This is a genomic window from Collimonas sp. GW821-FHT07E08 (genome assembly GCF_059418905.1).
Genome location: NZ_JBWKQR010000013.1, coordinates 99,669 through 119,258 on the forward strand (window position 1 = coordinate 99,669; position 19,590 = coordinate 119,258).

Annotated in this window: 25 protein-coding genes and 1 tRNA gene; 7 read left to right on the forward strand and 19 right to left on the reverse strand. The window is 58.8% G+C overall.

Translation table 11 applies throughout. The annotated features are described in order from the left end of the window. Positions 1 to 22: 22 nt before the first annotated feature. A complete protein-coding gene (locus AC07RZ_RS17810; RefSeq protein ID WP_494668987.1) occupies positions 23 to 694 on the forward strand; it encodes an outer membrane lipoprotein in 672 nt (223 codons plus the stop codon). 84 nt (positions 695 to 778) lie between these two features. On the opposite strand, the gene iscX is transcribed toward AC07RZ_RS17810, so the two are convergent. From iscX to iscR, 9 genes are all read right to left on the reverse strand, one after another. Beyond that, the gene (gene iscX, locus AC07RZ_RS17815) at positions 779 to 973 is read right to left on the reverse strand and encodes a Fe-S cluster assembly protein IscX (protein WP_041743587.1); all 195 of its coding nucleotides are present in this window, start codon (positions 971 to 973) and stop codon (positions 779 to 781) included. A gap of 29 nt (positions 974 to 1,002) precedes the next feature. Further along, complete coding sequence (gene fdx, locus AC07RZ_RS17820; protein WP_494668939.1) at positions 1,003 to 1,341, reverse strand: ISC system 2Fe-2S type ferredoxin; 339 nt, start codon at positions 1,339 to 1,341, stop codon at positions 1,003 to 1,005. Positions 1,342 to 1,390: 49 nt separating this feature from the next. Beyond that, the gene (gene hscA, locus AC07RZ_RS17825; protein ID WP_144741308.1) at positions 1,391 to 3,256 is read right to left on the reverse strand and encodes a Fe-S protein assembly chaperone HscA; all 1,866 of its coding nucleotides are present in this window, start codon (positions 3,254 to 3,256) and stop codon (positions 1,391 to 1,393) included. Between the two features lie 21 nt (positions 3,257 to 3,277). Continuing rightward, the gene (locus AC07RZ_RS17830) at positions 3,278 to 3,892 is read right to left on the reverse strand and encodes a LysE family translocator (protein ID WP_494668940.1); all 615 of its coding nucleotides are present in this window, start codon (positions 3,890 to 3,892) and stop codon (positions 3,278 to 3,280) included. 41 nt (positions 3,893 to 3,933) lie between these two features. After that, complete coding sequence (hscB, locus tag AC07RZ_RS17835; RefSeq protein WP_494668941.1) at positions 3,934 to 4,449, reverse strand: Fe-S protein assembly co-chaperone HscB; 516 nt, start codon at positions 4,447 to 4,449, stop codon at positions 3,934 to 3,936. A gap of 89 nt (positions 4,450 to 4,538) precedes the next feature. Then, complete coding sequence (iscA, locus tag AC07RZ_RS17840) at positions 4,539 to 4,862, reverse strand: iron-sulfur cluster assembly protein IscA (RefSeq protein ID WP_014007106.1); 324 nt, start codon at positions 4,860 to 4,862, stop codon at positions 4,539 to 4,541. A gap of 32 nt (positions 4,863 to 4,894) precedes the next feature. After that, positions 4,895 to 5,293 (reverse strand): Fe-S cluster assembly scaffold IscU, encoded by a 399-nt coding sequence (iscU, locus tag AC07RZ_RS17845; RefSeq protein WP_092357272.1) that lies wholly within the window; start codon positions 5,291 to 5,293, stop codon positions 4,895 to 4,897. Between the two features lie 118 nt (positions 5,294 to 5,411). Further along, on the reverse strand, positions 5,412 to 6,665 hold the full coding sequence (locus AC07RZ_RS17850; protein WP_494668942.1) for an IscS subfamily cysteine desulfurase: 1,254 nt from the start codon (positions 6,663 to 6,665) through the stop codon (positions 5,412 to 5,414). 17 nt (positions 6,666 to 6,682) lie between these two features. Further along, positions 6,683 to 7,177 (reverse strand): Fe-S cluster assembly transcriptional regulator IscR, encoded by a 495-nt coding sequence (gene iscR, locus AC07RZ_RS17855; protein ID WP_092398125.1) that lies wholly within the window; start codon positions 7,175 to 7,177, stop codon positions 6,683 to 6,685. Between the two features lie 332 nt (positions 7,178 to 7,509). Here iscR and AC07RZ_RS17860 point away from each other — a divergent pair, with 332 nt between their 5' ends. Further along, positions 7,510 to 8,286, forward strand: a complete 777-nt coding sequence (locus AC07RZ_RS17860; protein ID WP_494668943.1) for a TetR/AcrR family transcriptional regulator — start codon at positions 7,510 to 7,512, stop codon at positions 8,284 to 8,286. Here AC07RZ_RS17860 and AC07RZ_RS17865 read toward each other — a convergent pair. Continuing rightward, positions 8,283 to 9,071 carry a uracil-DNA glycosylase family protein gene (locus AC07RZ_RS17865; RefSeq protein ID WP_494668944.1) on the reverse strand — a complete coding sequence of 263 codons (789 nt, stop codon included), beginning with the start codon at positions 9,069 to 9,071 and terminating at the stop codon, positions 8,283 to 8,285. The two genes, AC07RZ_RS17860 and AC07RZ_RS17865, sit on opposite strands and share 4 nt — an antisense overlap. Positions 9,072 to 9,149: 78 nt before the next feature. After that, entirely contained in the window at positions 9,150 to 11,231 is a 2,082-nt protein-coding gene (gene uvrB, locus AC07RZ_RS17870) for an excinuclease ABC subunit UvrB (RefSeq protein ID WP_144741325.1), read from the reverse strand. 127 nt (positions 11,232 to 11,358) lie between these two features. Here uvrB and AC07RZ_RS17875 point away from each other — a divergent pair, with 127 nt between their 5' ends. The 4 genes from AC07RZ_RS17875 (at position 11,359) to AC07RZ_RS17890 (ending at position 14,163) form a co-directional block, all read left to right on the forward strand. Then, positions 11,359 to 12,576: an amino acid aminotransferase gene (locus tag AC07RZ_RS17875; protein WP_494668945.1), complete on the forward strand. Its 1,218-nt coding sequence runs from the start codon at positions 11,359 to 11,361 to the stop codon at positions 12,574 to 12,576. 106 nt (positions 12,577 to 12,682) lie between these two features. After that, positions 12,683 to 12,758, forward strand: a tRNA-Asn gene (locus AC07RZ_RS17880). 155 nt (positions 12,759 to 12,913) lie between these two features. Continuing rightward, on the forward strand, positions 12,914 to 13,783 hold the full coding sequence (locus tag AC07RZ_RS17885; protein ID WP_494668946.1) for a helix-turn-helix domain-containing protein: 870 nt from the start codon (positions 12,914 to 12,916) through the stop codon (positions 13,781 to 13,783). 20 nt (positions 13,784 to 13,803) lie between these two features. Continuing rightward, a complete protein-coding gene (locus AC07RZ_RS17890; protein WP_494668947.1) occupies positions 13,804 to 14,163 on the forward strand; it encodes a nuclear transport factor 2 family protein in 360 nt (119 codons plus the stop codon). Between the two features lie 19 nt (positions 14,164 to 14,182). On the opposite strand, the gene AC07RZ_RS17895 is transcribed toward AC07RZ_RS17890, so the two are convergent. The 3 genes from AC07RZ_RS17895 to AC07RZ_RS17905 all read right to left on the reverse strand — a co-directional run bounded on the left by AC07RZ_RS17895 (position 14,183) and on the right by AC07RZ_RS17905 (position 15,824). Continuing rightward, complete coding sequence (locus AC07RZ_RS17895) at positions 14,183 to 14,413, reverse strand: hypothetical protein (RefSeq protein ID WP_494668948.1); 231 nt, start codon at positions 14,411 to 14,413, stop codon at positions 14,183 to 14,185. After that, on the reverse strand, positions 14,403 to 14,981 hold the full coding sequence (locus tag AC07RZ_RS17900; RefSeq protein ID WP_494668949.1) for a nucleotidyltransferase domain-containing protein: 579 nt from the start codon (positions 14,979 to 14,981) through the stop codon (positions 14,403 to 14,405). The genes AC07RZ_RS17895 and AC07RZ_RS17900 overlap by 11 nt, the downstream gene beginning before the upstream one ends. 165 nt (positions 14,982 to 15,146) lie before the next feature. Beyond that, the gene (locus tag AC07RZ_RS17905; RefSeq protein WP_494668950.1) at positions 15,147 to 15,824 is read right to left on the reverse strand and encodes an HAD-IA family hydrolase; all 678 of its coding nucleotides are present in this window, start codon (positions 15,822 to 15,824) and stop codon (positions 15,147 to 15,149) included. A 204-nt stretch (positions 15,825 to 16,028) separates the two neighbouring features. Here AC07RZ_RS17905 and AC07RZ_RS17910 point away from each other — a divergent pair, with 204 nt between their 5' ends. Next, complete coding sequence (locus AC07RZ_RS17910) at positions 16,029 to 16,493, forward strand: RDD family protein (RefSeq protein ID WP_494668951.1); 465 nt, start codon at positions 16,029 to 16,031, stop codon at positions 16,491 to 16,493. Between the two features lie 386 nt (positions 16,494 to 16,879). Here the strand turns inward: AC07RZ_RS17910 and AC07RZ_RS17915 are convergent, their stop codons facing one another. From AC07RZ_RS17915 to AC07RZ_RS17935, 5 genes are all read right to left on the reverse strand, one after another. Beyond that, the gene (locus tag AC07RZ_RS17915; RefSeq protein ID WP_144741352.1) at positions 16,880 to 17,224 is read right to left on the reverse strand and encodes a hypothetical protein; all 345 of its coding nucleotides are present in this window, start codon (positions 17,222 to 17,224) and stop codon (positions 16,880 to 16,882) included. A gap of 30 nt (positions 17,225 to 17,254) precedes the next feature. Continuing rightward, entirely contained in the window at positions 17,255 to 17,398 is a 144-nt protein-coding gene (locus AC07RZ_RS17920; RefSeq protein ID WP_494668952.1) for a hypothetical protein, read from the reverse strand. 71 nt (positions 17,399 to 17,469) lie between these two features. Then, positions 17,470 to 17,808, reverse strand: coding sequence for a hypothetical protein (locus tag AC07RZ_RS17925; protein ID WP_144741355.1), 339 nt, complete (start codon positions 17,806 to 17,808; stop codon positions 17,470 to 17,472). A gap of 132 nt (positions 17,809 to 17,940) precedes the next feature. Next, positions 17,941 to 19,263: an MFS transporter gene (locus AC07RZ_RS17930; RefSeq protein WP_494668953.1), complete on the reverse strand. Its 1,323-nt coding sequence runs from the start codon at positions 19,261 to 19,263 to the stop codon at positions 17,941 to 17,943. Beyond that, complete coding sequence (locus AC07RZ_RS17935; RefSeq protein WP_494668954.1) at positions 19,260 to 19,589, reverse strand: hypothetical protein; 330 nt, start codon at positions 19,587 to 19,589, stop codon at positions 19,260 to 19,262. The genes AC07RZ_RS17930 and AC07RZ_RS17935 overlap by 4 nt, the downstream gene beginning before the upstream one ends. Between the last annotated feature and the right edge of the window lies 1 nt (position 19,590).

The following is a 19,590-nucleotide window of genomic DNA, read 5'->3' on the forward strand; positions in this document are numbered from 1 at the left end:
ACAAAAATTCCTGGAGGTAATGATGGATAGCCCGAAACCAAACAACCGCATTCACCCTTTGGTTGCTGCTGCAGCGGTGGCAGTTACCTTGGCCAGCCTGGTAGGCGTAGCCGCCATGACCGGCCTGTTTCCTAGCTCGAACTCGACGCCGGCGCCGGTAGCGGCCATGTCGGCGGCGCCTGGGGACTATAACAGCCAGCAGCCTGGCGCCCTGCCGCAGGCAAACGGTGCGCCGGCGGGCCAGAACGGCTATTACCAGCAGCAGCAGCCGGTCCAGGCTCAGCAACAGCCACGCTCGGCGCCGCGCCCAGAATATGCACAGGCTCCGCGTCAATCGGAACCGGCGCCGCAACCATCCGTCTGCCACAGCTGCGGCCGGGTTGAATCGATACAAGCGATCCAGCACGCAGTCCCGCCTAGCGGCCTGGGGATCGCCGCCGGCGCAGTGCTGGGCGGCGTGCTCGGCCACCAGGTCGGCCATGGCAACGGTAATACCCTGGCGACTGTAGCAGGCGCTGTCGGCGGCGGTTTTGCCGGCAATGAAGTGGAAAAACGCACCCGCACCAACACCACCTACCAGGTCGTGGTGCGCATGGATGACGGCAAGGTACGCACCTTCCCGCAATCCAGCCAGGGATGGCGTGTCGGCGATCCGGTGCAGGTCGTCAACGGCCACCTGGAAGGCCGCGGCTGATACCGGTTCGGTCAACAAAAAACCCGCTGTCGCTACGATGTAGCCACAGCGGGTTTTTCTTTGCGCCGGCGCTTCTTAAGTTTCTTAGCGAGCTTCTTCTATCCAGGCTGCCTGTATCGCTTCCAGGATTTTTTCACCGGAGCGGTTTGGCTCGTCGTCGAAACCGTCCAGCTCCAGCACCCATTTGTGCAGGTCGGTAAAGCGGATCTTTTCGGGATCGGTGTCCGGGAATTTATCGTACAAGGCTTCGGCAACGCGCAATGTGTCAGTCCATTTCATGGTGTCGGTCATGGTGCTGGTCCTCTGGCTTAGTGGTTTTCGCTGGCGTGGTTGATCGTGTACTTCGGAATTTCGACCACCAGGTCTTCCTCGCCGAGGATAGCCTGGCACGACAGGCGCGAGGTCGCTTCCAGGCCCCAGGCCATATCCAGCAAATCCTCTTCCTTGTCGTCCAGCTCGCCCAGCGACGCATAACCTTCACGCACCACTACGTGGCAGGTGGTGCAGGCGCAGGATTTCTCGCAAGCGTGTTCGATCTCGATATCGTTCGCGAGCAAGGCGTCGCACACGGATTGGCCGCGCGGGGCTTCGATCACGACGCCTTCGGGACAGTAAGTAGGATGGGGCAATACGACGATTTGGGGCACTTGGTTTACCTCGGGAATAGGTTGAGTCTTTATGAATGTGTACGGTTTTCTATGACACTTGGTCCAGCGTCTTGCCGGTCAGCGCATCATGCACGCTGCGGTCCATGCGGCGTGCAGCGAATTCTTCGGTGCCGTGCGCCAGCGCATCGACCGCGGCCTTGATCGCCAGGTGGTCCGTGCCCTGCGCCTGCCCGCGCACGGCGTCGATCAAGGCGGCTATGTCGGTCCGTTCCTGCTCCGACAGCAAGGCAGCGTCGGCTGCCAAGGCCGATTCGGTAGCCAGCACGATGCGCTCGGCTTCCACCTGCTCTTCTTTCAGTGCGCGCGCCTGCATGTCGACATCGGCCGAAGCGAACGATTCCTGCAGCATCCTGGCAATGTCGTCATCCGCCAGGCCGTAAGACGGCTTGACGCTGATCGATGCTTCCACGCCGGAGCGCAGCTCGCGCGCCGAAACCGACAGCAAACCGTCGGCATCGACCTGGTAAGTCACCCGTATCCGCGCAGCGCCGGCCGCCATCGGCGGAATGCCGCGCAGCTCGAACTTCGCCAGCGAACGGCAATCGCTGACCAATTCACGCTCGCCTTGCAGGACCTGGATCGCCATCGCGGTCTGGCCATCCTTGAAGGTGGTGAATTCCTGCGCGCGCGCGCAAGGGATGGTCGAATTGCGTGGGATCACCTTCTCCACCAGGCCGCCCATGGTTTCTATGCCCAGCGACAGCGGAATCACGTCCAGCAGCAGCCAGTCGTCGCCCGGGGCGCGGTTGCCGGCCAGCAGGTTAGCCTGGATCGCGGCGCCCAGCGCCACTACCTTGTCGGGATCGATATTTGCCAGCGGCGTGGTTTCAAAGTAGGCGCCGACCGCCTTGCGGATGCTCGGCATGCGGGTGGCGCCGCCGACCAGCACCACGCCGTCGACATCATCCACGGTCAGTTCGGCATCGCGCAGCGCCTTGCGTGTCGGGGTCAGGGTCTTCGCCACCAGGTGCTGGGTGATCTCGTCAAAGATCGCCGACGTCAGTTGCAGATGCACTTGCTCGCCAGAGTTCAGGGCGGCGTCGATGCTGACTTCGGTTTTGGCGGAAAGCAGTTCCTTGGCTTCACGCGCCTTGACCATCAGCACTCGCGTGTCTTCATCGGACAACGGCGCCAGTCCTGCCTGCTGGCTGATCCAGCAAAATATCCTGTGGTCGAAATCGTCGCCGCCCAGCGCCGAATCGCCGCCGGTCGCCAGCACTTCAAACACGCCCTTGGTCAGCTTCAGGATGGAGATGTCGAAGGTGCCGCCGCCCAGGTCGTAGACTACGTACACGCCTTCCGAGGCGTTATCCAGGCCGTAGGCGATCGCTGCCGCGGTAGGTTCGTTGAGCAGGCGCAGTACATTCAGGCCGGCCAGCTTGGCCGCGTCCTTGGTGGCCTGGCGCTGGGCGTCGTCGAAATAGGCAGGCACGGTAATCACGGCGCCGACCAGGTCGTCGCCCAAGGCGTCTTCCGCCTGCTGGCGCAGAGTCGCCAGGATTTCGGCGGAAATTTCGACCGGGCTCTTGACCCCGGCCGCCGTCTTCAACTGCACCATGCCAGGCACATCGAGGAAATCGTAAGGCAGGTTTTCGGCGTAGGCGATATCTTTCAGGCCGCGCCCCATGAAGCGCTTGACCGACAGGATGGTGTTCTTCGGATCGGTGGTCTGCGCAGCCTGCGCCTTGTAGCCGATATGCGCATTGCCGTTCGGCAGGTAACGCACGATGGACGGCAGCAAAGGCCGCCCCGCTTCATCGTTGAGCACCTCGGGAATGCTGTTGCGCACCGTGGCGACCAGTGAATTGGTGGTGCCCAGGTCTATCCCTACCGCCAGCCGATGCTGGTGCGGTGCGGTGGACATGCCTGGTTCGGAAATTTGTAAAAGTGCCATAGGGTGTTTTCGTCTATTACTTTATTGTGGCAAAGCGATGCGGATGCCGAGCGCGATAAACGCAGAACCCGCCAGCCGGTTCATGGTGGCGGCGGCCGATTTCTTGCGCTGGAAGAATGCGCCGACCATGCCGGAAAACAGGGCAACCACGCTAAAGATGGCCAGCGCCTGCAAGATGAAGATAGCCGCCAGCAGCAGCATCTGCGCCGGGATATGGCCCGCGCCCGCGTTGACGAACTGCGGCAGGAAGGCGATGAAAAACAGCGTCACCTTCGGATTCAATATATTGGCGATCACGCTTTGCCAGTAGATGCGCGACAGCTTCATCGGCTCGGCAGCTCCTTGCAGCTGGATCGCCGAATGCGAACGCAAGGTGCGCACGCCGATGTAGACCAGATAGGCCGCGCCGGCATAACGCAGCAAGGAATACGCCAGCGGCGACGCCTTGATCAGCGCGGCGAAACCCAGCACCGCCAGCATGGTATGGAAAATCAGGCCGGAACTGAAACCCGCCGCGGCGACCAGGCCGGCCTTGCGGCCCTGGGTGATGCCGCGCGTCAGCACGTAGATATTGTCCGGCCCCGGCGCCAGGGTCAGCGTCATTGCGGCGATCAGGAATAACCAGATTTCAGGCATGCTCGTACTCGACTGATGATATTGAACTTACAGCGTTGATCTTACGATTCGAGAACGGCGAACGCATTGCCGATCTCTTCCCCAAATTTTTCCAGGAACATCAGCTGCCGCACATGTTGCGCAGCCTGCTGGAAATCCTGCGCATCCAGCAAAGCGCCTATGCGCTGCAGGTCGGCCTTGCGCGCCGCGCGCAGTTCAAGGTCCAGCTGCTCCAGCGCCGCCAGGTCCTTGCCGGCGCGGGCATCGTCCAGCGTTTCGCGCCATTCCATCTGCTGCATCAGGAACGCCGCCGGCATCGCCGTGTTCGACTCGGCCTGCAGTTCGACGCCGTTCAGTTCGCACAGGTAGGCGGCGCGCTTGAACGGGCTTTTCAGGGTCTGGTAAGCCTCGTTGGCGCGCGTCGTCCATTGCATCGCCACCCGCTTCTCGGCGCCGCTGGCGCTGGCGAAACGATCAGGATGCGTCTGGTTCTGCACCTCGTGATAGGCGCGGTCCAGCGCCGCGTTATCCAGCGCGAAGCGTTGCGGCAAATGGAATAGTTCAAAGTGATTTTGCATGGCTCTTAAAACAAAAGCCTGTTGGAGTGCAACAGGCTTGGTCATCCATCTGGTCCAATGTGATGCGGATCAAGCAGGCAGGTCCAGCGTCAGATCCGGAAACTTTCGCCGCAGCCGCACTCATCCTTGACGTTCGGGTTGTAGAACTTGAAGCCTTCGTTCAAACCCTCGCGCGCAAAATCGAGCTCGGTGCCGTCGATATACGGCAAGCTCTTGGGATCGACGAACACCTGGATCCCGTGCGACTCGAACACTGCATCTTCGTCAGTCTTCTCATCCACGTATTCCAGCTTGTAAGCCAGCCCCGAGCAACCGGTAGTGCGCACGCCGAAGCGCAGGCCGATGCCTTTGCCGCGCCGTTCGATATAGCGGTTGATGTGCTTGGCCGCTTTTTCCGTAAGTGTGATTGCCATATGCCGTCGATCTCTTTTCGCTAGATTGGCTTTTACGCTGCCTGCTTTTGCTCGCCGTGCTTGGCTTTGTAATCCTCAACCGCAGCCTTGATCGCATCTTCAGCCAAGATCGAGCAGTGGATCTTGACCGGCGGCAGCGCCAGTTCTTCGGCGATCTGGGTGTTCTTGATCGACATTGCCTGGTCCAGCGTCTTGCCCTTGACCCATTCGGTCACCAGCGACGACGAAGCGATCGCCGAACCGCAACCGTAGGTCTTGAACTTGGCGTCCTGGATGATGCCGTCGGCGCCGACCTTGATCTGCAACTTCATGACGTCGCCGCATGCAGGCGCGCCGACCATGCCGGTGCCCACGGTTTCGTCGCCCTTTTCAAAAGCGCCGACGTTGCGTGGGTTTTCGTAATGGTCCAAAACTTTTGCTGAATAAGACATTTTGCTACTCCTTGTTTGAGCCGCGGCAGTGACCTCTCACCGGCCGCAGGGGAATCAGTTGAGGACAGAGTAATTCGCCACGCTACGGTGGCTCTTAAACTCTGTCCCCAATTAGCTACTAATGCGCCGCCCATTGGATCGTACTGATATCGATCCCGTCCTTATACATATCCCACAGCGGCGACAGCTCGCGCAGTTTCGCAACCTTGGCCTTGATCAGTTCAATCGTGAAATCGATGTCTTCTTCGGTCGTGAAGCGGCCGATGGTGAAACGGATCGAGCTGTGCGCCAGCTCGTCGCTGCGGCCCAGCGCACGCAGCACATACGAAGGCTCCAGGCTGGCCGAAGTACAGGCCGAGCCGGACGATACCGCGATGTCCTTGATCGCCATGATCAGCGATTCGCCTTCAACGTAATTGAAGCTGACGTTGAGGTTATGCGGCACGCGGTGCGCCATGTCGCCGTTGACGTACACTTCTTCAATCGTTTGCAGGCCGGCCGCCAGGCGGTCGCGCAGCGCCTTGATGCGGACGATCTCTTCATCCATTTCTTCACGGGCGATTTCAAAAGCCGCGCCCATGCCGACGATCTGGTGGGTAGGCAAGGTGCCCGAACGCAGGCCGCGCTCATGGCCGCCGCCGTGCATCTGCGCTTCCAGCCGCACGCGCGGTTTGCGCCGCACGTACAGGGCGCCGATGCCCTTCGGGCCGTAAGTCTTGTGGGCAGTGAAAGTCATCAGGTCGACTTTCCATTTTTCCAGGTCGATGGCGACCTTGCCGGTGGCTTGCGCCGCGTCGCAATGGAAAATGATGCCCTTCTGGCGGCACAGCTCGCCGATTTCCTCTACAGGCTGGATCACGCCGATTTCATTGTTGACCAGCATCACCGAGACCAGGATGGTGTCCGGACGGATCGCCGCTTCCAGCTGTTCCAGCGTGATCAAGCCATTGTCTTGCGGCTGCAGGTAAGTCGCTTCGAAACCTTGGCGCTCCAGTTCGCGCACCACGTCCAGCACGGCCTTGTGCTCGGTCTTGACGGTGATGATGTGCTTGCCCTTGGTCTTGTAGAAATTGGCGGCGCCCTTGATCGCCAGGTTGTTGCCTTCGGTGGCGCCGGACGTCCAGATGATCTCGCGCGAATCGGCGTTGACCAGCTTGGCGACCTGCTCGCGCGCATCCTCCACGGCTTTTTCAGCGGACCAGCCGTACATGTGGCTGCGCGAAGCCGGATTGCCGAATTGTTCGCGCAAATACGGAATCATCTTGTCGGCCACGCGCGGATCGATAGGCGTGGTTGCCGAATAGTCCATGTAAATCGGGAAGTGAGGCGCCTTCAATGTGTCTATCAGGCTTTTTTCCAAGGGTGCGTTCATACTTTTTCTAGCTCCAATCAAGCGACCAGGTGGGACCTATGCATCACCACCACATTTTGTTCCAGGGTCTTCCTCTGCTGCGCCTGCTGCTGCGCATGTTGCTGATCCACCAAATCCTTCAGCGACACCGAATCCAGGTATTCGACCATCTTGGCGTTCAAGGTCGACCACAGGTCGTGTGTCATGCAACGGCTGCCGCCCTCGTGGTCCGGGCTGTGGCAGTTTTCCTTGCCGCCGCACTGGGTCGCATCCAGCGGTTCGTCGACCGCGATGATGATGTCCGCCACCGTGACGTCTTCGGCCTTGCGCGCCAGGTTGTATCCGCCGCCTGGCCCGCGCACGGATTCAACAATCTGGTGACGACGCAATTTACCGAACAATTGTTCCAGATATGACAGGGAAATCTCTTGACGCTCGCTAATTGCGGACAAAGTTACCGGACCTTTGCCTTGGCGCAATGCCAAATCGATCATCGCAGTTACCGCAAACCGGCCTTTTGTAGTCAGACGCATGTAATCTCCGCTCTTGAACCTATCTATCCGTGTATCCCAAATGCTGGATTACGAAGTGTTGTGACAGTATACCAAACTTGAGTGAATCCGTCAGGTATTGCCCGATTCCCGGAATCCCGCGCCGGACATGGCGTTGAAGCCGATTGTCATATATACAATTACAACGGATAAGGGCATCTTGGGAGGGTTCGATTTGCTGCGGAAAGTTGCCATATAAACACAGTAGACAGCGGCTGGAATAGTGTCAAATGCAAAAATATATTCAAGGAAGCGGCGCTTAAACCTATAATACCGACCCTCCCGCACAGTCCTCTTTTTGAGCAGCACTCAGTATGGCCATCCGCAAATCCAAGACACCGCAATCCCCGACGCAGAGAGCTGACCAGAAACGCGTCGACATCCTGAAATCCGCAGGAAAGTGCTTCCGCAAGACCGGCTTCCACCAGACCTCGATGCAGGAAATCTGCACCGAAGTCGGCCTCGGCCCGGGCGCGGTGTACCGCTATTTCACCAGCAAGGATGCGATCATTGCGGCCATGGCTGAGGACGAAAGGCGCCAGGCGCGCACCATGTTGTCGGAATTTTACGATACCGAAGACCTGCCGCAAGCGCTGTCCGCCATCACCCGCGCCTTTGCCCGCCGCTACGCCGCAATCAGCGACGCCGGCCTGATGACTGAAATTTATGCCGAAGGCTTGCGCAACAAGCGCGTGGGTGCGGTGATCAAGACCGCGGAAACGGAATGGGTGGACGGCCTGGCCGACATGCTGCGCACCGCCCAGGAACGCGGCCAGGTCGACCAGGCGCTGGATGCCCATGCAGCGGCGCTGCTGCTGACCGCCATGTGGGACGGCATCGTGATCCGCCAGGCTTACACGCCGGAATTGCCGGAGGCGATGCTGGCGCTGTTTGACGACATGCTCAAGCGCTGGCTGGCAAGCGCCAGCGTCAGCGCCGCGCCGGCCGGCGGCAAACGGACCAAACCGGCGCCGGCGCCGAAAGCCGCGGCGCCTGCCGCCGAACCGCAGCTGGATCTGAGCCCGGCCCCTGCCGCCGAAAAACCGCTGACCCAGGCCGAAATCGACCTGCGGCAAATGAGCCTGATCTAAGCGCGCCGCAACAGCTGCATCGGCCCAAACAGGGCCTGCATGCCGGCGTTGCCGATAAAACTCAGGTTGTAAGGATGCTCGGCGACTGCTTTCGGAAACCGCGCAGTCACCGGATAAGCATTCAGCTGCTCCGCAATCTTCCCCCACAGCACCAGCGTCGGCAGGCCCGCGCCGCGCTGTTCCGCGGCATCCGCCAGCCCCTGCAACACTGCCTGCATGAACGGTTGCCAGGCCTTGGCATCCTTGACCGGCGGCACATCCGGACGGAACACCAGCGAAGCGTTCAGCAGCAGGAAGCCATGCTGCACCATGTTCGCCTGCAGGTCAGCCAGCAGCTGTATCGCTTGCGAACCGTCCTGCCGGGCCCGCAACGCCACGCCAGACATCGCATCGCCGGTTGTGTTTTCCAGCGCCAGCTGGCCGTCGGCCACCAGCAGCATCTTCATGAAATTGCGCAAGGAAGTCGCGCGATTGACCTGCTTCGACAAGCCCTTCTCCGACCACAGGGAACCAACCGCGCCGTCCATGAAACACACCCCGGTGGCGCTCGCCGCGCGCGGATAAGGCCCCTCGCCCACCAGCACATAACGCACCGCTTCCAGCGGCTGGGTGAAGGCCGCGAACATGCGGCCCTCGGTAGGAAGGTAGTCGGCTTCGGCCAGGTCCTTCAGGTAGGCCGGATTGGCCTGGGCCACGGCACGCAAGCCGTGTTCCAGGATGGCGAGCCAGGAAGCATGCACGCCGCTCAAGGCGGAACGGATTGAAGCGGGGAGAAAATCAGTCATATATGATCAAAAAACGGCATCAAAAAAACAGCATCAAAAACAGGATGGATCAAACACAGGCTGTAAAAAATCCCGCAGCTACAAAACGATATTGTCTGCCCCCGGCGCGCCGAACAGCTGCTGCTTCAGCACATGCAGCTGGTCGCGCACCTGCGCGGCTTTCTCGAACTCCAGGTTCTTGGCGTGGTCGACCATCTGCTTCTCCAGGCGCTTGATTTCCTTGCTCACCTGCTTCTCGCTCATCGCCTCGTACTTGGCCTGGTCCTGCGCCGCATGCAGCTCTTCGCGCGCTTCCTGCGGGCTGTAGACGCCGTCGATCAATTCCTTGATCTGCTTGCTGATGCCGATCGGCGTGATGCCGTTGGCGGTGTTGAAGGAGATCTGCTTGTTGCGGCGGCGCTCGGTTTCATCGATCGCGCGGCGCATCGAATCGGTCATGCGGTCCGCATACAGGATCGCGGTGCCGTTCAGGTTACGCGCGGCGCGTCCTATGGTCTGGATCAGGCTGCGCTCGGAACGCAGGAAGCCTTCCTTGTCCGCATCGAGGATCGCCACCAGCGACACCTCCGGGATATCCAGGCCTTCGCGCAGCAGGTTGATGCCGACCAGCACGTCGAACGTGCCCAGGCGCAGGTCGCGGATGATTTCCACGCGCTCGACGGTTTCGATATCGCTATGCAGGTAGCGCACCTTGATGCCGTTATCGCTCAGGAACTCAGTCAGCTGCTCGGCCATGCGCTTGGTCAGCGTCGTGACCAGCACCCGTTCGTTTTTCTTGATGCGGGCATTGGCCTCGTTCATCAGGTCGTCGACCTGGCTCAGGGCCGGCCGCACTTCGATCGCGGGATCGATCAGGCCGGTCGGCCGCACTACCTGCTCCACCACCTGGTCGGCATGCTGGTTTTCATAGTCGGCCGGCGTCGCCGAGACAAAAATCGTCTGCCGCATCTTGCCTTCGAACTCGTCGAAGCGCAGCGGCCGGTTGTCCAGCGCCGACGGCAGCCGGAAGCCGTAGTCCACCAGGTTGGTCTTGCGCGAGCGGTCGCCGTTGTACATGGCGTTCAACTGGCCGATCAGCACGTGCGATTCGTCCAGGAACATCAGCGCATCCGGCGGCAGGTAATCGACCAGGGTCGGCGGCGGTTCGCCCGGCAAGGCGCCGCTCAGGTGGCGCGAATAGTTTTCGATACCTTTGGTGAAACCGATTTCCTGCATCATCTCCAGGTCGAAACGGGTGCGCTGTTCTATGCGCTGCTCCTCGATCAATTTATTTTCCTTACGGAAAAATTCGAGCCGGTCGCGCAGTTCATCCTTGATGGTTTCGATGGCGCGCAGCACGGTGGCGCGCGGCGTCACGTAGTGCGAACCGGGATAGACGGTGAAGCGCGGGATCTTTTGCCGCACGCGGCCGGTGAGCGGATCGAACAGCTGCAGGCTGTCGATTTCATCATCGAACATCTCGATGCGCAAGGCCAGTTCGGCATGCTCGGCGGGAAACACGTCGATGGTATCGCCGCGCACGCGGAAGGTGCCGCGGCCGAAATCGATTTCGTTGCGGGTGTACTGCATCTGGATCAGGCGCGCGATGACGTCGCGCTGGCTGACCTTGTCCTTGGCGCGCAAGGTCAGGATCATCTGGTGGTATTCGTTGGGATTACCGATACCGTAGATCGCCGACACTGTTGCCACAATGACCACATCGCGCCGTTCCATCAGCGATTTGGTGCAGGACAGGCGCATCTGTTCTATATGCTCATTGATCGAGGAATCTTTCTCGATGAACAAGTCGCGCTGCGGCACGTAGGCTTCCGGCTGGTAATAATCGTAGTAGCTGACGAAATACTCGACGGCGTTGTGCGGAAAAAACTCGCGGAACTCGCTGTACAGCTGGGCCGCCAGCGTTTTGTTGGGAGCGAAAACGATGGCCGGCCGCCCCATGCGGGCGATCACGTTGGCCATCGTGTAGGTCTTGCCGGAGCCGGTCACCCCCAGCAGGGTCTGGTAAAACAGGCCGTCTTCCACGCCCTCGGAGAGCTTGTCGATGGCCGCAGGCTGGTCGCCGGCCGGCTGGAACGGCTGGAACAGCTTGTACGGCGAATTGGGAAAAGTGACGATTTTGGACTCGTCGACGGTGCTTGCAACCTGTGATATGTCAGCCATGGGCCTCGACCTTTGGTAAAATAGACGGTAGTAAATCCGCGCCGATCAGCGATCTGTCTCGTGACCCGGCACAGCATTCAACCCGGCTACAAAATCTCTTTTGCAGCCAACTTTTTATGTTATCACGATGAACGCACCTCTTTCAGCCTCCCTCTTTACCGCCATCGAAATGGCGCCACGCGATCCTATCCTCGGCATCACCGAAGGTTTCAATGCGGACCAGAACCCAGGCAAGACCAACCTCGGCGTCGGCGTCTATTACGATGACAACGGCAAGGTGCCGCTGCTGGAATGCGTGCAAAAGGCTGAAGCGCTGCTGATTGAAAAACTGGCGCCGCGCACCTACCTGCCGATCGAAGGCCTGGCGGCTTACGACAAGGCTGTGCAAGAACTGGTATTTGGCGCCGACAGCGCCGTAGTCCAAGAGAAGCGCGCGATCACCGTGCAAGCCATCGGCGGCACCGGCGCGCTGAAACTGGGCGCCGATTTCCTCAAGCGCTTCAGCGCCGACAGCGCGCAAGTCTGGATCAGCGATCCAAGCTGGGAAAACCACCGCGCGCTGTTCGAATCGGCCGGCTTCACCGTCAACAACTATCCTTACTACGACCCGGCCACCCGCGGCGTCAACTTCAGCGGCATGCTGAACGCGCTGCAAGCCATGCCGAGCGGCTCGATAGTCCTGCTGCACGCCTGCTGCCACAACCCGACCGGCGCCGACCTCAGCGACGACGAATGGACCCAGGTCATCGACGTCGTCACCCAGCGCGGCCTGATCCCATTCCTCGACATGGCCTACCAGGGCTTTGGCGACGGCATCGAAGCCGACGGCCAGGTAGTGCGCCGCTTCACCGAAGCCGGCGGCCCGCTGTTCGTCTCCAACTCGTTCTCGAAATCGTTCTCGCTGTACGGCGAACGCGTGGGCGCACTGAGCATCGTCGCCGCCAGCAAGGAAGAAGCCGGCCGCGTGCTGTCGCAACTCAAGCGCGTGGTGCGCACCAACTACTCCAACCCGCCGATCCACGGCGGCCAGGTAGTCGCCACCGCCCTGGCCTCGCCAGAACTGCGCAAGCTGTGGGAAGAAGAACTGGCCGGCATGCGCCTGCGCATCCGCGAAATGCGCCACCTGCTGGTGAAAAAACTGAAGGAACAGGCTCCGGGCCACGACTTCGATTTCGTCACCAAGCAACGCGGCATGTTCTCCTACTCCGGCCTGACCAAGGCCCAGGTCGAACGCCTGCGCGACGAGTTCTCGATCTACGCCGTCGACACCGGCCGCATCTGCGTTGCCGCGCTCAATACAAAAAATATTGATAATGTTGTCGCCGCAATCGCAAAAGTCCTGTAATATTCGGCTCCCGGAGAAGTTGTAGCGACTGCTCCGGGATGTAGAAAAGTTCAGAAAAAGCTTTGACAATTCAGCGAATTCGAGACTATAATTCTGCTTCTTCAATTCCCTGATAGCTCAGTTGGTAGAGCGACGGACTGTTAATCCGCAGGTCCCTGGTTCGAGTCCAGGTCGGGGAGCCAAGATTCTAAAGGGGCTACGTGCAAACGTAGCCCCTTTTCTATTGCCCCTCGATATCCAAGACTGCGCATCGGCTGTCATGCCGATCGAAATCAAGCACAAAATATCAAAACCCCGGATTTAAATCCTTTTATCATTCGTCCATTAAGGAGGAGTGATGAATTATCTCGATCAAATCCAACGCGGCGTCGACCATATCGAAGCCAATCTTGAGCAGCCGATTTCCATCAATGCCGTGGCGCGCGAAGCCGGGCTGAGTCAATGGCATTTTCAACGCATCTTTAAAGGACTGACGGGCGACACCGTCAAGGACTACATCCGCTCGAGAAGGCTCGGGAAAGCACTTGAGCAGCTGCTGAACAGCGACAAAAAAATCATCGACACCGCTTTGGAAGCGGATTTTGAAAGCCAGGAAAGCTTTACGCGGGCATTCAAGTCCGCGTTTGATACTACTCCGGCAGAGTATCGCAAAGCGGGAAAGCGACGCCCATTCCCACAAAAGGTAAAGTTCGATCAAGACTACCTGGAACATATCAACAAGAGAATGAATACCGTTCCCGAGATTTACACGCAAAAGGAAATGCACCTTGTCGGGTTAAGGACCAGCTTCTTTGGCACCGATTCAGAGAAAAATAATATCGGTGAAAAGCTCCCGCCTCTCTGGCAGCAATTCATTGCACGGCTATCTGAAATCAAACACACGGTTGGCGGCACTTGCTACGGCGTCGTCAGGCAGATCGCAGAGAACAGCGATGAGCTGGAATATTTTTGCGCGATTGAAGTGACTGCGCTCACGGATATCCCGGACGGAATGCTGGCGATTGAAATCCCGGCATGCGCCTATGCCAGATTTGCGCATAACGGCGCCGTCAATTTGATCGACAACAGCATCAACTATATTTACTCGACCTGGCTGCCGCGCAGCGGAAGAAGACATGCCAATACGGCCGATCTGGAGTTCTATGGCGCGGGCTACAACCCCAGCTCCGACGCATCGGTCATGCACTACGCCATCCCGATAAATTGATCACGACAGGAGCAGCAAACATGCATGCAGATCTTGAGAAGACTTGGGAAAAATATACCTCTGTCTGGAAAATGACAAGCAAGGCGGAAAGGCTGGCGACATTTTCAGAGGCGCTTGCCGATAACGCCATTTATACGGACCCGCTGGTGCGAGCGACATCCTGGGATGAACTGATCAGCTACATGGAGAACTTGCATCAACAGATTCCTGGCGCTCATTTCGTCACGACTTATTTCATGTCGCACCATCAAAAAAGCATCGCCAACTGGGAAATGAAAACGCAGGAGAACATAACCGTGGGAACCGGGATCAGTTACGGCGAGTATGACGATCAAGGCAGGCTAACCAGCATGAATGGATTTTTTGAGAATAATTCTTGAAATTTAAAAATCGGGATTGTTAGGCGACGTTGGACCGCGCCAATGCAGAAGGAAATTTTACGGCCAAAGAAAACGAATAGGCGGCCGCGTAACCGAGGAGGAATTTTCCTGATTGCGACACCCCTGGCGATGCGGCATCCTGCACTCGTTCTTTGCCGCTGCGCAGGTAGGCATCAAATTCGGATTGGGAAAATGGTTCCGCTTTGAGTTGCCCAATTTTTACAAGATTGTCGAGTTCCTTATTGCGCATCAGATTTGGTTATCAGCTGGATCTTGGGTCCGTCCATGACGGAAACGAGGAAATGATTTTTTTCCTCGAGTTTCCTCCGATACTCGGTCGGGCGATAGACAGTGAGTCCTATCTTTCGGCTTAATTTTTCTTCTGCCTCGACCAGTTTCGGATAAAGATCCGCACTGCCAATCCCATCGGCGAGCACAAACAAATCGATGTCGCTGAAAACCGTGTCCTCGTTTTTGGCAACTGAGCCATAGATGAAGGCAGCCTTGATATGGCTCTCAAACGGCAGCAGCATTTCCTTCAGGACCTGTTCCACGCCCTCGGTCTTGCGGATGATCGCGCTTAATTCCGTGTAAATCGGAGAGTCTGTGTTGGGCTTGTAGAGGATCACTTTGCCGAGCTCTTGCCTGGTTAAGAGCCCCGCCTCAGTCAATCTTCCCAGCTCACGCTGCGCCGAGGCAGAGCCAAGTCCGGTATGACTCATGAGTGCGCGAAGATGCATTCCGTCTGGACGCGCGAACACGCTGACAAGGATGGCCTTGGTTGCCTTCGAGAAAAGTGCTTCGCTGATTTTACTCATGAGCCATATTTTAGCTCAATTGAGCCAAAATATGGCACAAGTCATTTCATAGAGCAGTGGACTCTTAATCCGGGGGCCGCTTGTTGGTGCAAGCCACCAACGAGCCCCAACTGTCAAAATTCCTCCATGGGTCATTGCAAAGCCTGAGCCCAGCTTTTTTGTTAACTAGGTCGCCCGCTCTTCAAGCGAGATGAAACCATCCTCGTCAACCTTGGCAAATATCTTTTCGTAGTTCTTGATCGTTGAGTGCGGAGTATCCATCGGTCGATCATGGGTTTCGGTAACAACCAGTACCGTCGCACCAGCCGCTTCGCCAGCAGCAATGCCGACCGACGCATCTTCAAATATCAGACAGCTGCTTGCGTCCACACCCAGCTTCTGCGCCGCCAGCAGATAGCAATCAGGACTCGGCTTCCCGACAGCGACATCTTCAGCCGTCACAAGCACAGCCGGAACAGGAATGCCCGCTGCTTTCATGCGCCGGAGCGCCAGGTCCCTGGGAGCGGAGGTCACAACGGCCCATATATTCGCCGGCAGCGATTTCAAAAAATCCGCAGCGCCGGGTATCTCGACAATGCCCTCGACGTCGGTAATTTCAGCATCGGTAATCTTCGATGCTTCAGCTTCAGGATCTATTCCAGGAAGTCCTAGTCGCGTTATGGTGTCGACGGCGCGCGAGCCGTGCATGGTCGGCAGGAAGGATGCCAGTTCGAGGCCATGGCGCACGGCCCATGCGCCCCAGATGCGTTCCGCCGCGGCTATCGAGTTGATGATGGTGCCATCCATATCGAAAAGGAAGGCGCTGTATCGGCCTTCGGGTAACGATGAGCCACGACCTGCCATTTTCTGTTTCCTTCACGCGTGAACTGGGGCATCCATTATCTCCGATATCAAAGCGAAGCGCGTCAGGCGTCCAGGCACTTGCAACTGCAGAGAACTTTCAGGGCAATAAAATAGCACCGCCGATTGCGCATATGCGAATGCGGCTTGGGATACACTGGACTCGGGTTGAAGCATCGCCACAAGACATCGCTGACAGGATAAAAAATGAATGAACCGATCGAATACGAATATGTCGGATTCTGGCTGAGGGTCTGGGCCAGCCTGATTGACACGGTCCTGATGCTGGTCGTGATTTTCCCGATACTGTTCGCCATTTACGGGCGCGAGCAGCTGGCGTCCGGCGTGACGCTGAGCGGGCCGGCGAATATCCTGGTTTCCTACATACTGCCGGCGGCCGTGGTCATCGCGTTCTGGCAGGCGAGGCAGGCAACACCGGGGAAGATGGCGATAGGCGCCCGCATCGTCGACGCCAAGACAGGAGGCAAACCGAGCTTCAAGCAGGAAGCGATCCGCTACCTGGGCTACTTCGTCTCGACCTTCCCTCTGTGCCTCGGGCTGATCTGGGTCGGGATCGACAAGCGCAAGCAGGGGTGGCATGACAAGCTTGCGGGGACCGTTGTAGTGCGGCGGAAACATGGCGGCGCGGAGCCGGTCAGGTTTGGCGGTTGATTCTGGCGCCAGCACCTCAGCCAAGACCGGGGAAAGCAAGAAAACGGAGCTTCAGAACCCGTGGTTCCAGGCGCGGTTAGCTCGTTTCACGGCTGGAAACACGCGGTAGCCGCCTTTCCGGTAGTAGCGATACAGCTTTAAAAACGTTCTCATGTCAGCACTCTTGTAAAAAAATTGCGATTCGATCGCTTATTCATCACGGCAAACCCTGCAATAACGATTTTGCACAAGCCATGTGACAAAAGGATGACAACTTCGCAGTACGCACCGCCATCCATCTTCTGTTGTAAAAACCCGTCAGTTCCGGTCAAGCATTGCGCCAACCTGGCTGCATTGACGTTGACCGGCGGACAGGACGCCAGCAATGCCCTGCCCGCTCACGTCATTTACTTGCCGATCTGCTTGCTGACGCCGTTTTCCTGCTGGTTCAGGACCGCTTGTTCCGGCTTGGTGATGTGGCCGCCGTTTTGCTTGGCCATATCGCGTTCTTCCTGGCGGATGGCATGGTCTTCCTGGTGCAGGTTCTTGGCTTGCGCCTTGCTGATTTCGCCTTCTTTGACTTCGTTCTTGATGCGCTGGTTCTGGTTATGCAGGCGATTGTTGACCTGCTCGCGGCGCGGGTGGTTCTTTTGCCAGGTAGTGTCGGCCATTGCGCTGCCGGCGGCGCTGGAAAACACAGCGACCAGTGCGGTGAGAACGACTGCTTTTCCTGAGCGATTGAGCTTGAACATGGTGTATCTCCCTAAGTTGGCATATGGATGTCAGATTAACTGCTGCTGCGTTTGATTAACGCCGGCTCGCAGCACGCTGCCTACAATACGAAATGTTTTTTCCGTAACCGGATGTAAGCACAGGCAGCCATTCGTCGTCGCCGCGGCGCTCACCGTGATCGCGATGAGCGTCATACCCGCGCATTGGCGCCGGGAAAAGCAAAAAAGACAGGACCAGCCTGTCTCTTTTGCTAAACGTGGATCGATTACTTAGGCGCGGCTTCTTTCGCATCCGCCTTGGCTTCCGTAGCGCTTGCCTTGGCCTTGGTTTTCGCTTTTACAGCCTTGTGGTGTGCCTTTGCCTTGGTTTCCTTCGCATCGGCTTTAGCGTCTGCCACTTTGGCATCCGCTTTGGCGTCCGCCTTGGCAGCGGTTTTCGCTTCCGTTGCAGTGGCCTTGACGTCAGCTTTCTTTTCCTTGGCATCGGCCTTGGCTGCCTGGGTCGCGGCTGCGGCCGGGGCTGCCGGTGCGGCTGGCGCGGCGGTCTGGGCAAAAACGGAAGTAGCAAACAAACCAGCGATCAGAGTAGCGATTAATTTATTCATTTGGGCACCTTTAGGTTACGTTGACTTCCTCATATTTCCTGAGGTCTTAAGCTACAAACGCGGGCCGCAAGGATGCTGTTGACCAGTGTTACATACCATTACAATTCGACATATGCGCACTCACCTTCTCGCTTATTGGATCTTCTGTTCGCTGACTGTATAGCCGGGCCGGTGCAACACATTCATGGGATCGCAGTCGTCGATACTGAAGCGCAGTCGGCCGGCGTCGACGCGCACTCGGAGATGCCGGTGCCTGGCGAGGTAATGGATTCCTACGATTGCCGCGGCAAACCCCGCAGCGGCGCCGACGCCGAGCGCCCAGCGCGGGCCGAAGGCATCGGCTACCCAGCCCACCATGGGCGCACCGGCGGCCGTGCCGCCCAATGCCAAAGCGAGCAGGATCGCCATCACGCGTCCGCGCATGGCGGGTTCGGTCGACAGCTGCACCATGCTGTTCGCCGTGGTGTTGAAAGTTTGCGCCGATATGCCGATCAGAATCAGCACCAGGCCAAACAGCCAGTAGCTGGGCATCAAGGCTGCCAGCGCACAGCCGAAGCCGAAGACGGCGGCGCCGGCCAGCAGGATTGCGATGCGCGGTTGCGCTCGCCTGGCCGAGAGCAGCGCGCCGGCGACCGAGCCGATCGCCATGATCGCCGTCAGCAGCCCGTAGCGGTCCGCCCCCGCATGGAACACGGTGACCGACATGGTGGAAATGAAGATCGGGAAATTGAGCCCGAAGGTGCCGACCAGGAACAGCATGAGAAGCACGGCTTTGATGTCGGGCCGGCGCCAGACGTAGCGGAAGCCTTGCAACAGGCTGCCGCGCGTGTGCGGCGCCCTGCTCCGCAGATGCAGCTGATCGGCGCGCAGCATGCCCAGCGCGCCGATGACGGCGGCGAACGAAGCGGCGTTGATCAGGAATACCCAGCCGGAACCGACGCCGGCGATGAGCAGGCCGGCGACCGCCGGTCCTATCATGCGTGCGGCATTGAACGAGGCGGAATTCAGCGCCACCGCATTCGACAGTTCGGTTTCAGCCACCAGTTCCGAGACAAACGTCTGCCGCGCCGGCGAGTCGAATGCGGTGACGCAGCCGAGCAGGAATGCAAACAGGTAGACCTGCCACAGCTGGACCAGGCCGCTGACGGTAAGGATGCCCAGCCCCAGCGCCAGCGCACCCATCGCCGCCTGGGTAGCGATCAGGAGTTTGCGCCGGTCCAGGTGGTCGGCGGCAAAACCGGTCACCGGCAGCAGCAGAAGATGCGGGCCGAACTGCAGCGCCATGACGATGCCGACCGCGGTCGCATTCTTGTGGGTCAGCTGGGTCAGCACCAGCCAGTCCTGGGCGGTGCGCTGCATCCAGGTACCGACATTGGATACCAATGCGCCGCCGGCCCAGATCCGGTAGTTGAAGTTGTTCAGCGAACGAAAGGTGTCTTGGGCCAGGGTGCTCATGTTTCTCCGGGCGAATTGCCGCCGTTGAAGCGTCCGAACCTGCGCGCCATGATCACGCCGGCGAGCAGCATGCCCAGTCCGATGGCGACAACGTGCGCCGTGGCGCGCAAATCAAAATCGCCGACGCGGCAGATCAGCAGGTAGGCAATCGCCAGGTTGAGAAAACCCCACAGCACATTCACCGTGGAAGAAGAAAATCCCTCGCCTGGCGGTTTGGCGAACGGGCTCTGGAACGGACGCCCCATCAGCCCGCTCACCAGGTGCGGAACACAGTTTATGAGGAAAATGCCGCCGAAGAAATAAGCGGCGCCATGCGGCCATTCCATG

What these genes read in the sequence shown, in the direction of transcription:
- AC07RZ_RS17865 (WP_494668944.1), bottom strand. Translation starts at nt 9,071, where the DNA reads ATGACTGATTTTCTCCCCGCTTCAATCCGTTCCGCCTTGAGCGGCGTG.
- AC07RZ_RS17895 (WP_494668948.1), bottom strand. Translation starts at nt 14,413, where the DNA reads ATGCGCAATAAGGAACTCGACAATCTTGTAAAAATTGGGCAACTCAAA.
- uvrB (WP_144741325.1), bottom strand. Translation starts at nt 11,231, where the DNA reads ATGGCTGACATATCACAGGTTGCAAGCACCGTCGACGAGTCCAAAATC.
- hscA (WP_144741308.1), bottom strand. Translation starts at nt 3,256, where the DNA reads ATGGCACTTTTACAAATTTCCGAACCAGGCATGTCCACCGCACCGCAC.
- AC07RZ_RS17920 (WP_494668952.1), bottom strand. Translation starts at nt 17,398, where the DNA reads ATGACGCTCATCGCGATCACGGTGAGCGCCGCGGCGACGACGAATGGC.
- AC07RZ_RS17830 (WP_494668940.1), bottom strand. Translation starts at nt 3,892, where the DNA reads ATGCCTGAAATCTGGTTATTCCTGATCGCCGCAATGACGCTGACCCTG.
- hscB (WP_494668941.1), bottom strand. Translation starts at nt 4,449, where the DNA reads ATGCAAAATCACTTTGAACTATTCCATTTGCCGCAACGCTTCGCGCTG.
- AC07RZ_RS17905 (WP_494668950.1), bottom strand. Translation starts at nt 15,824, where the DNA reads ATGGCAGGTCGTGGCTCATCGTTACCCGAAGGCCGATACAGCGCCTTC.
- iscA (WP_014007106.1), bottom strand. Translation starts at nt 4,862, where the DNA reads ATGGCAATCACACTTACGGAAAAAGCGGCCAAGCACATCAACCGCTAT.
- AC07RZ_RS17850 (WP_494668942.1), bottom strand. Translation starts at nt 6,665, where the DNA reads ATGAACGCACCCTTGGAAAAAAGCCTGATAGACACATTGAAGGCGCCT.
- AC07RZ_RS17810 (WP_494668987.1), top strand. Translation starts at nt 23, where the DNA reads ATGGATAGCCCGAAACCAAACAACCGCATTCACCCTTTGGTTGCTGCT.
- AC07RZ_RS17935 (WP_494668954.1), bottom strand. Translation starts at nt 19,589, where the DNA reads ATGGAATGGCCGCATGGCGCCGCTTATTTCTTCGGCGGCATTTTCCTC.
- AC07RZ_RS17860 (WP_494668943.1), top strand. Translation starts at nt 7,510, where the DNA reads ATGGCCATCCGCAAATCCAAGACACCGCAATCCCCGACGCAGAGAGCT.
- AC07RZ_RS17930 (WP_494668953.1), bottom strand. Translation starts at nt 19,263, where the DNA reads ATGAGCACCCTGGCCCAAGACACCTTTCGTTCGCTGAACAACTTCAAC.
- AC07RZ_RS17890 (WP_494668947.1), top strand. Translation starts at nt 13,804, where the DNA reads ATGCATGCAGATCTTGAGAAGACTTGGGAAAAATATACCTCTGTCTGG.
- AC07RZ_RS17875 (WP_494668945.1), top strand. Translation starts at nt 11,359, where the DNA reads ATGAACGCACCTCTTTCAGCCTCCCTCTTTACCGCCATCGAAATGGCG.
- AC07RZ_RS17915 (WP_144741352.1), bottom strand. Translation starts at nt 17,224, where the DNA reads ATGTTCAAGCTCAATCGCTCAGGAAAAGCAGTCGTTCTCACCGCACTG.
- AC07RZ_RS17925 (WP_144741355.1), bottom strand. Translation starts at nt 17,808, where the DNA reads ATGAATAAATTAATCGCTACTCTGATCGCTGGTTTGTTTGCTACTTCC.
- AC07RZ_RS17910 (WP_494668951.1), top strand. Translation starts at nt 16,029, where the DNA reads ATGAATGAACCGATCGAATACGAATATGTCGGATTCTGGCTGAGGGTC.
- iscX (WP_041743587.1), bottom strand. Translation starts at nt 973, where the DNA reads ATGAAATGGACTGACACATTGCGCGTTGCCGAAGCCTTGTACGATAAA.
- iscU (WP_092357272.1), bottom strand. Translation starts at nt 5,293, where the DNA reads ATGTCTTATTCAGCAAAAGTTTTGGACCATTACGAAAACCCACGCAAC.
- iscR (WP_092398125.1), bottom strand. Translation starts at nt 7,177, where the DNA reads ATGCGTCTGACTACAAAAGGCCGGTTTGCGGTAACTGCGATGATCGAT.
- AC07RZ_RS17900 (WP_494668949.1), bottom strand. Translation starts at nt 14,981, where the DNA reads ATGAGTAAAATCAGCGAAGCACTTTTCTCGAAGGCAACCAAGGCCATC.
- AC07RZ_RS17885 (WP_494668946.1), top strand. Translation starts at nt 12,914, where the DNA reads ATGAATTATCTCGATCAAATCCAACGCGGCGTCGACCATATCGAAGCC.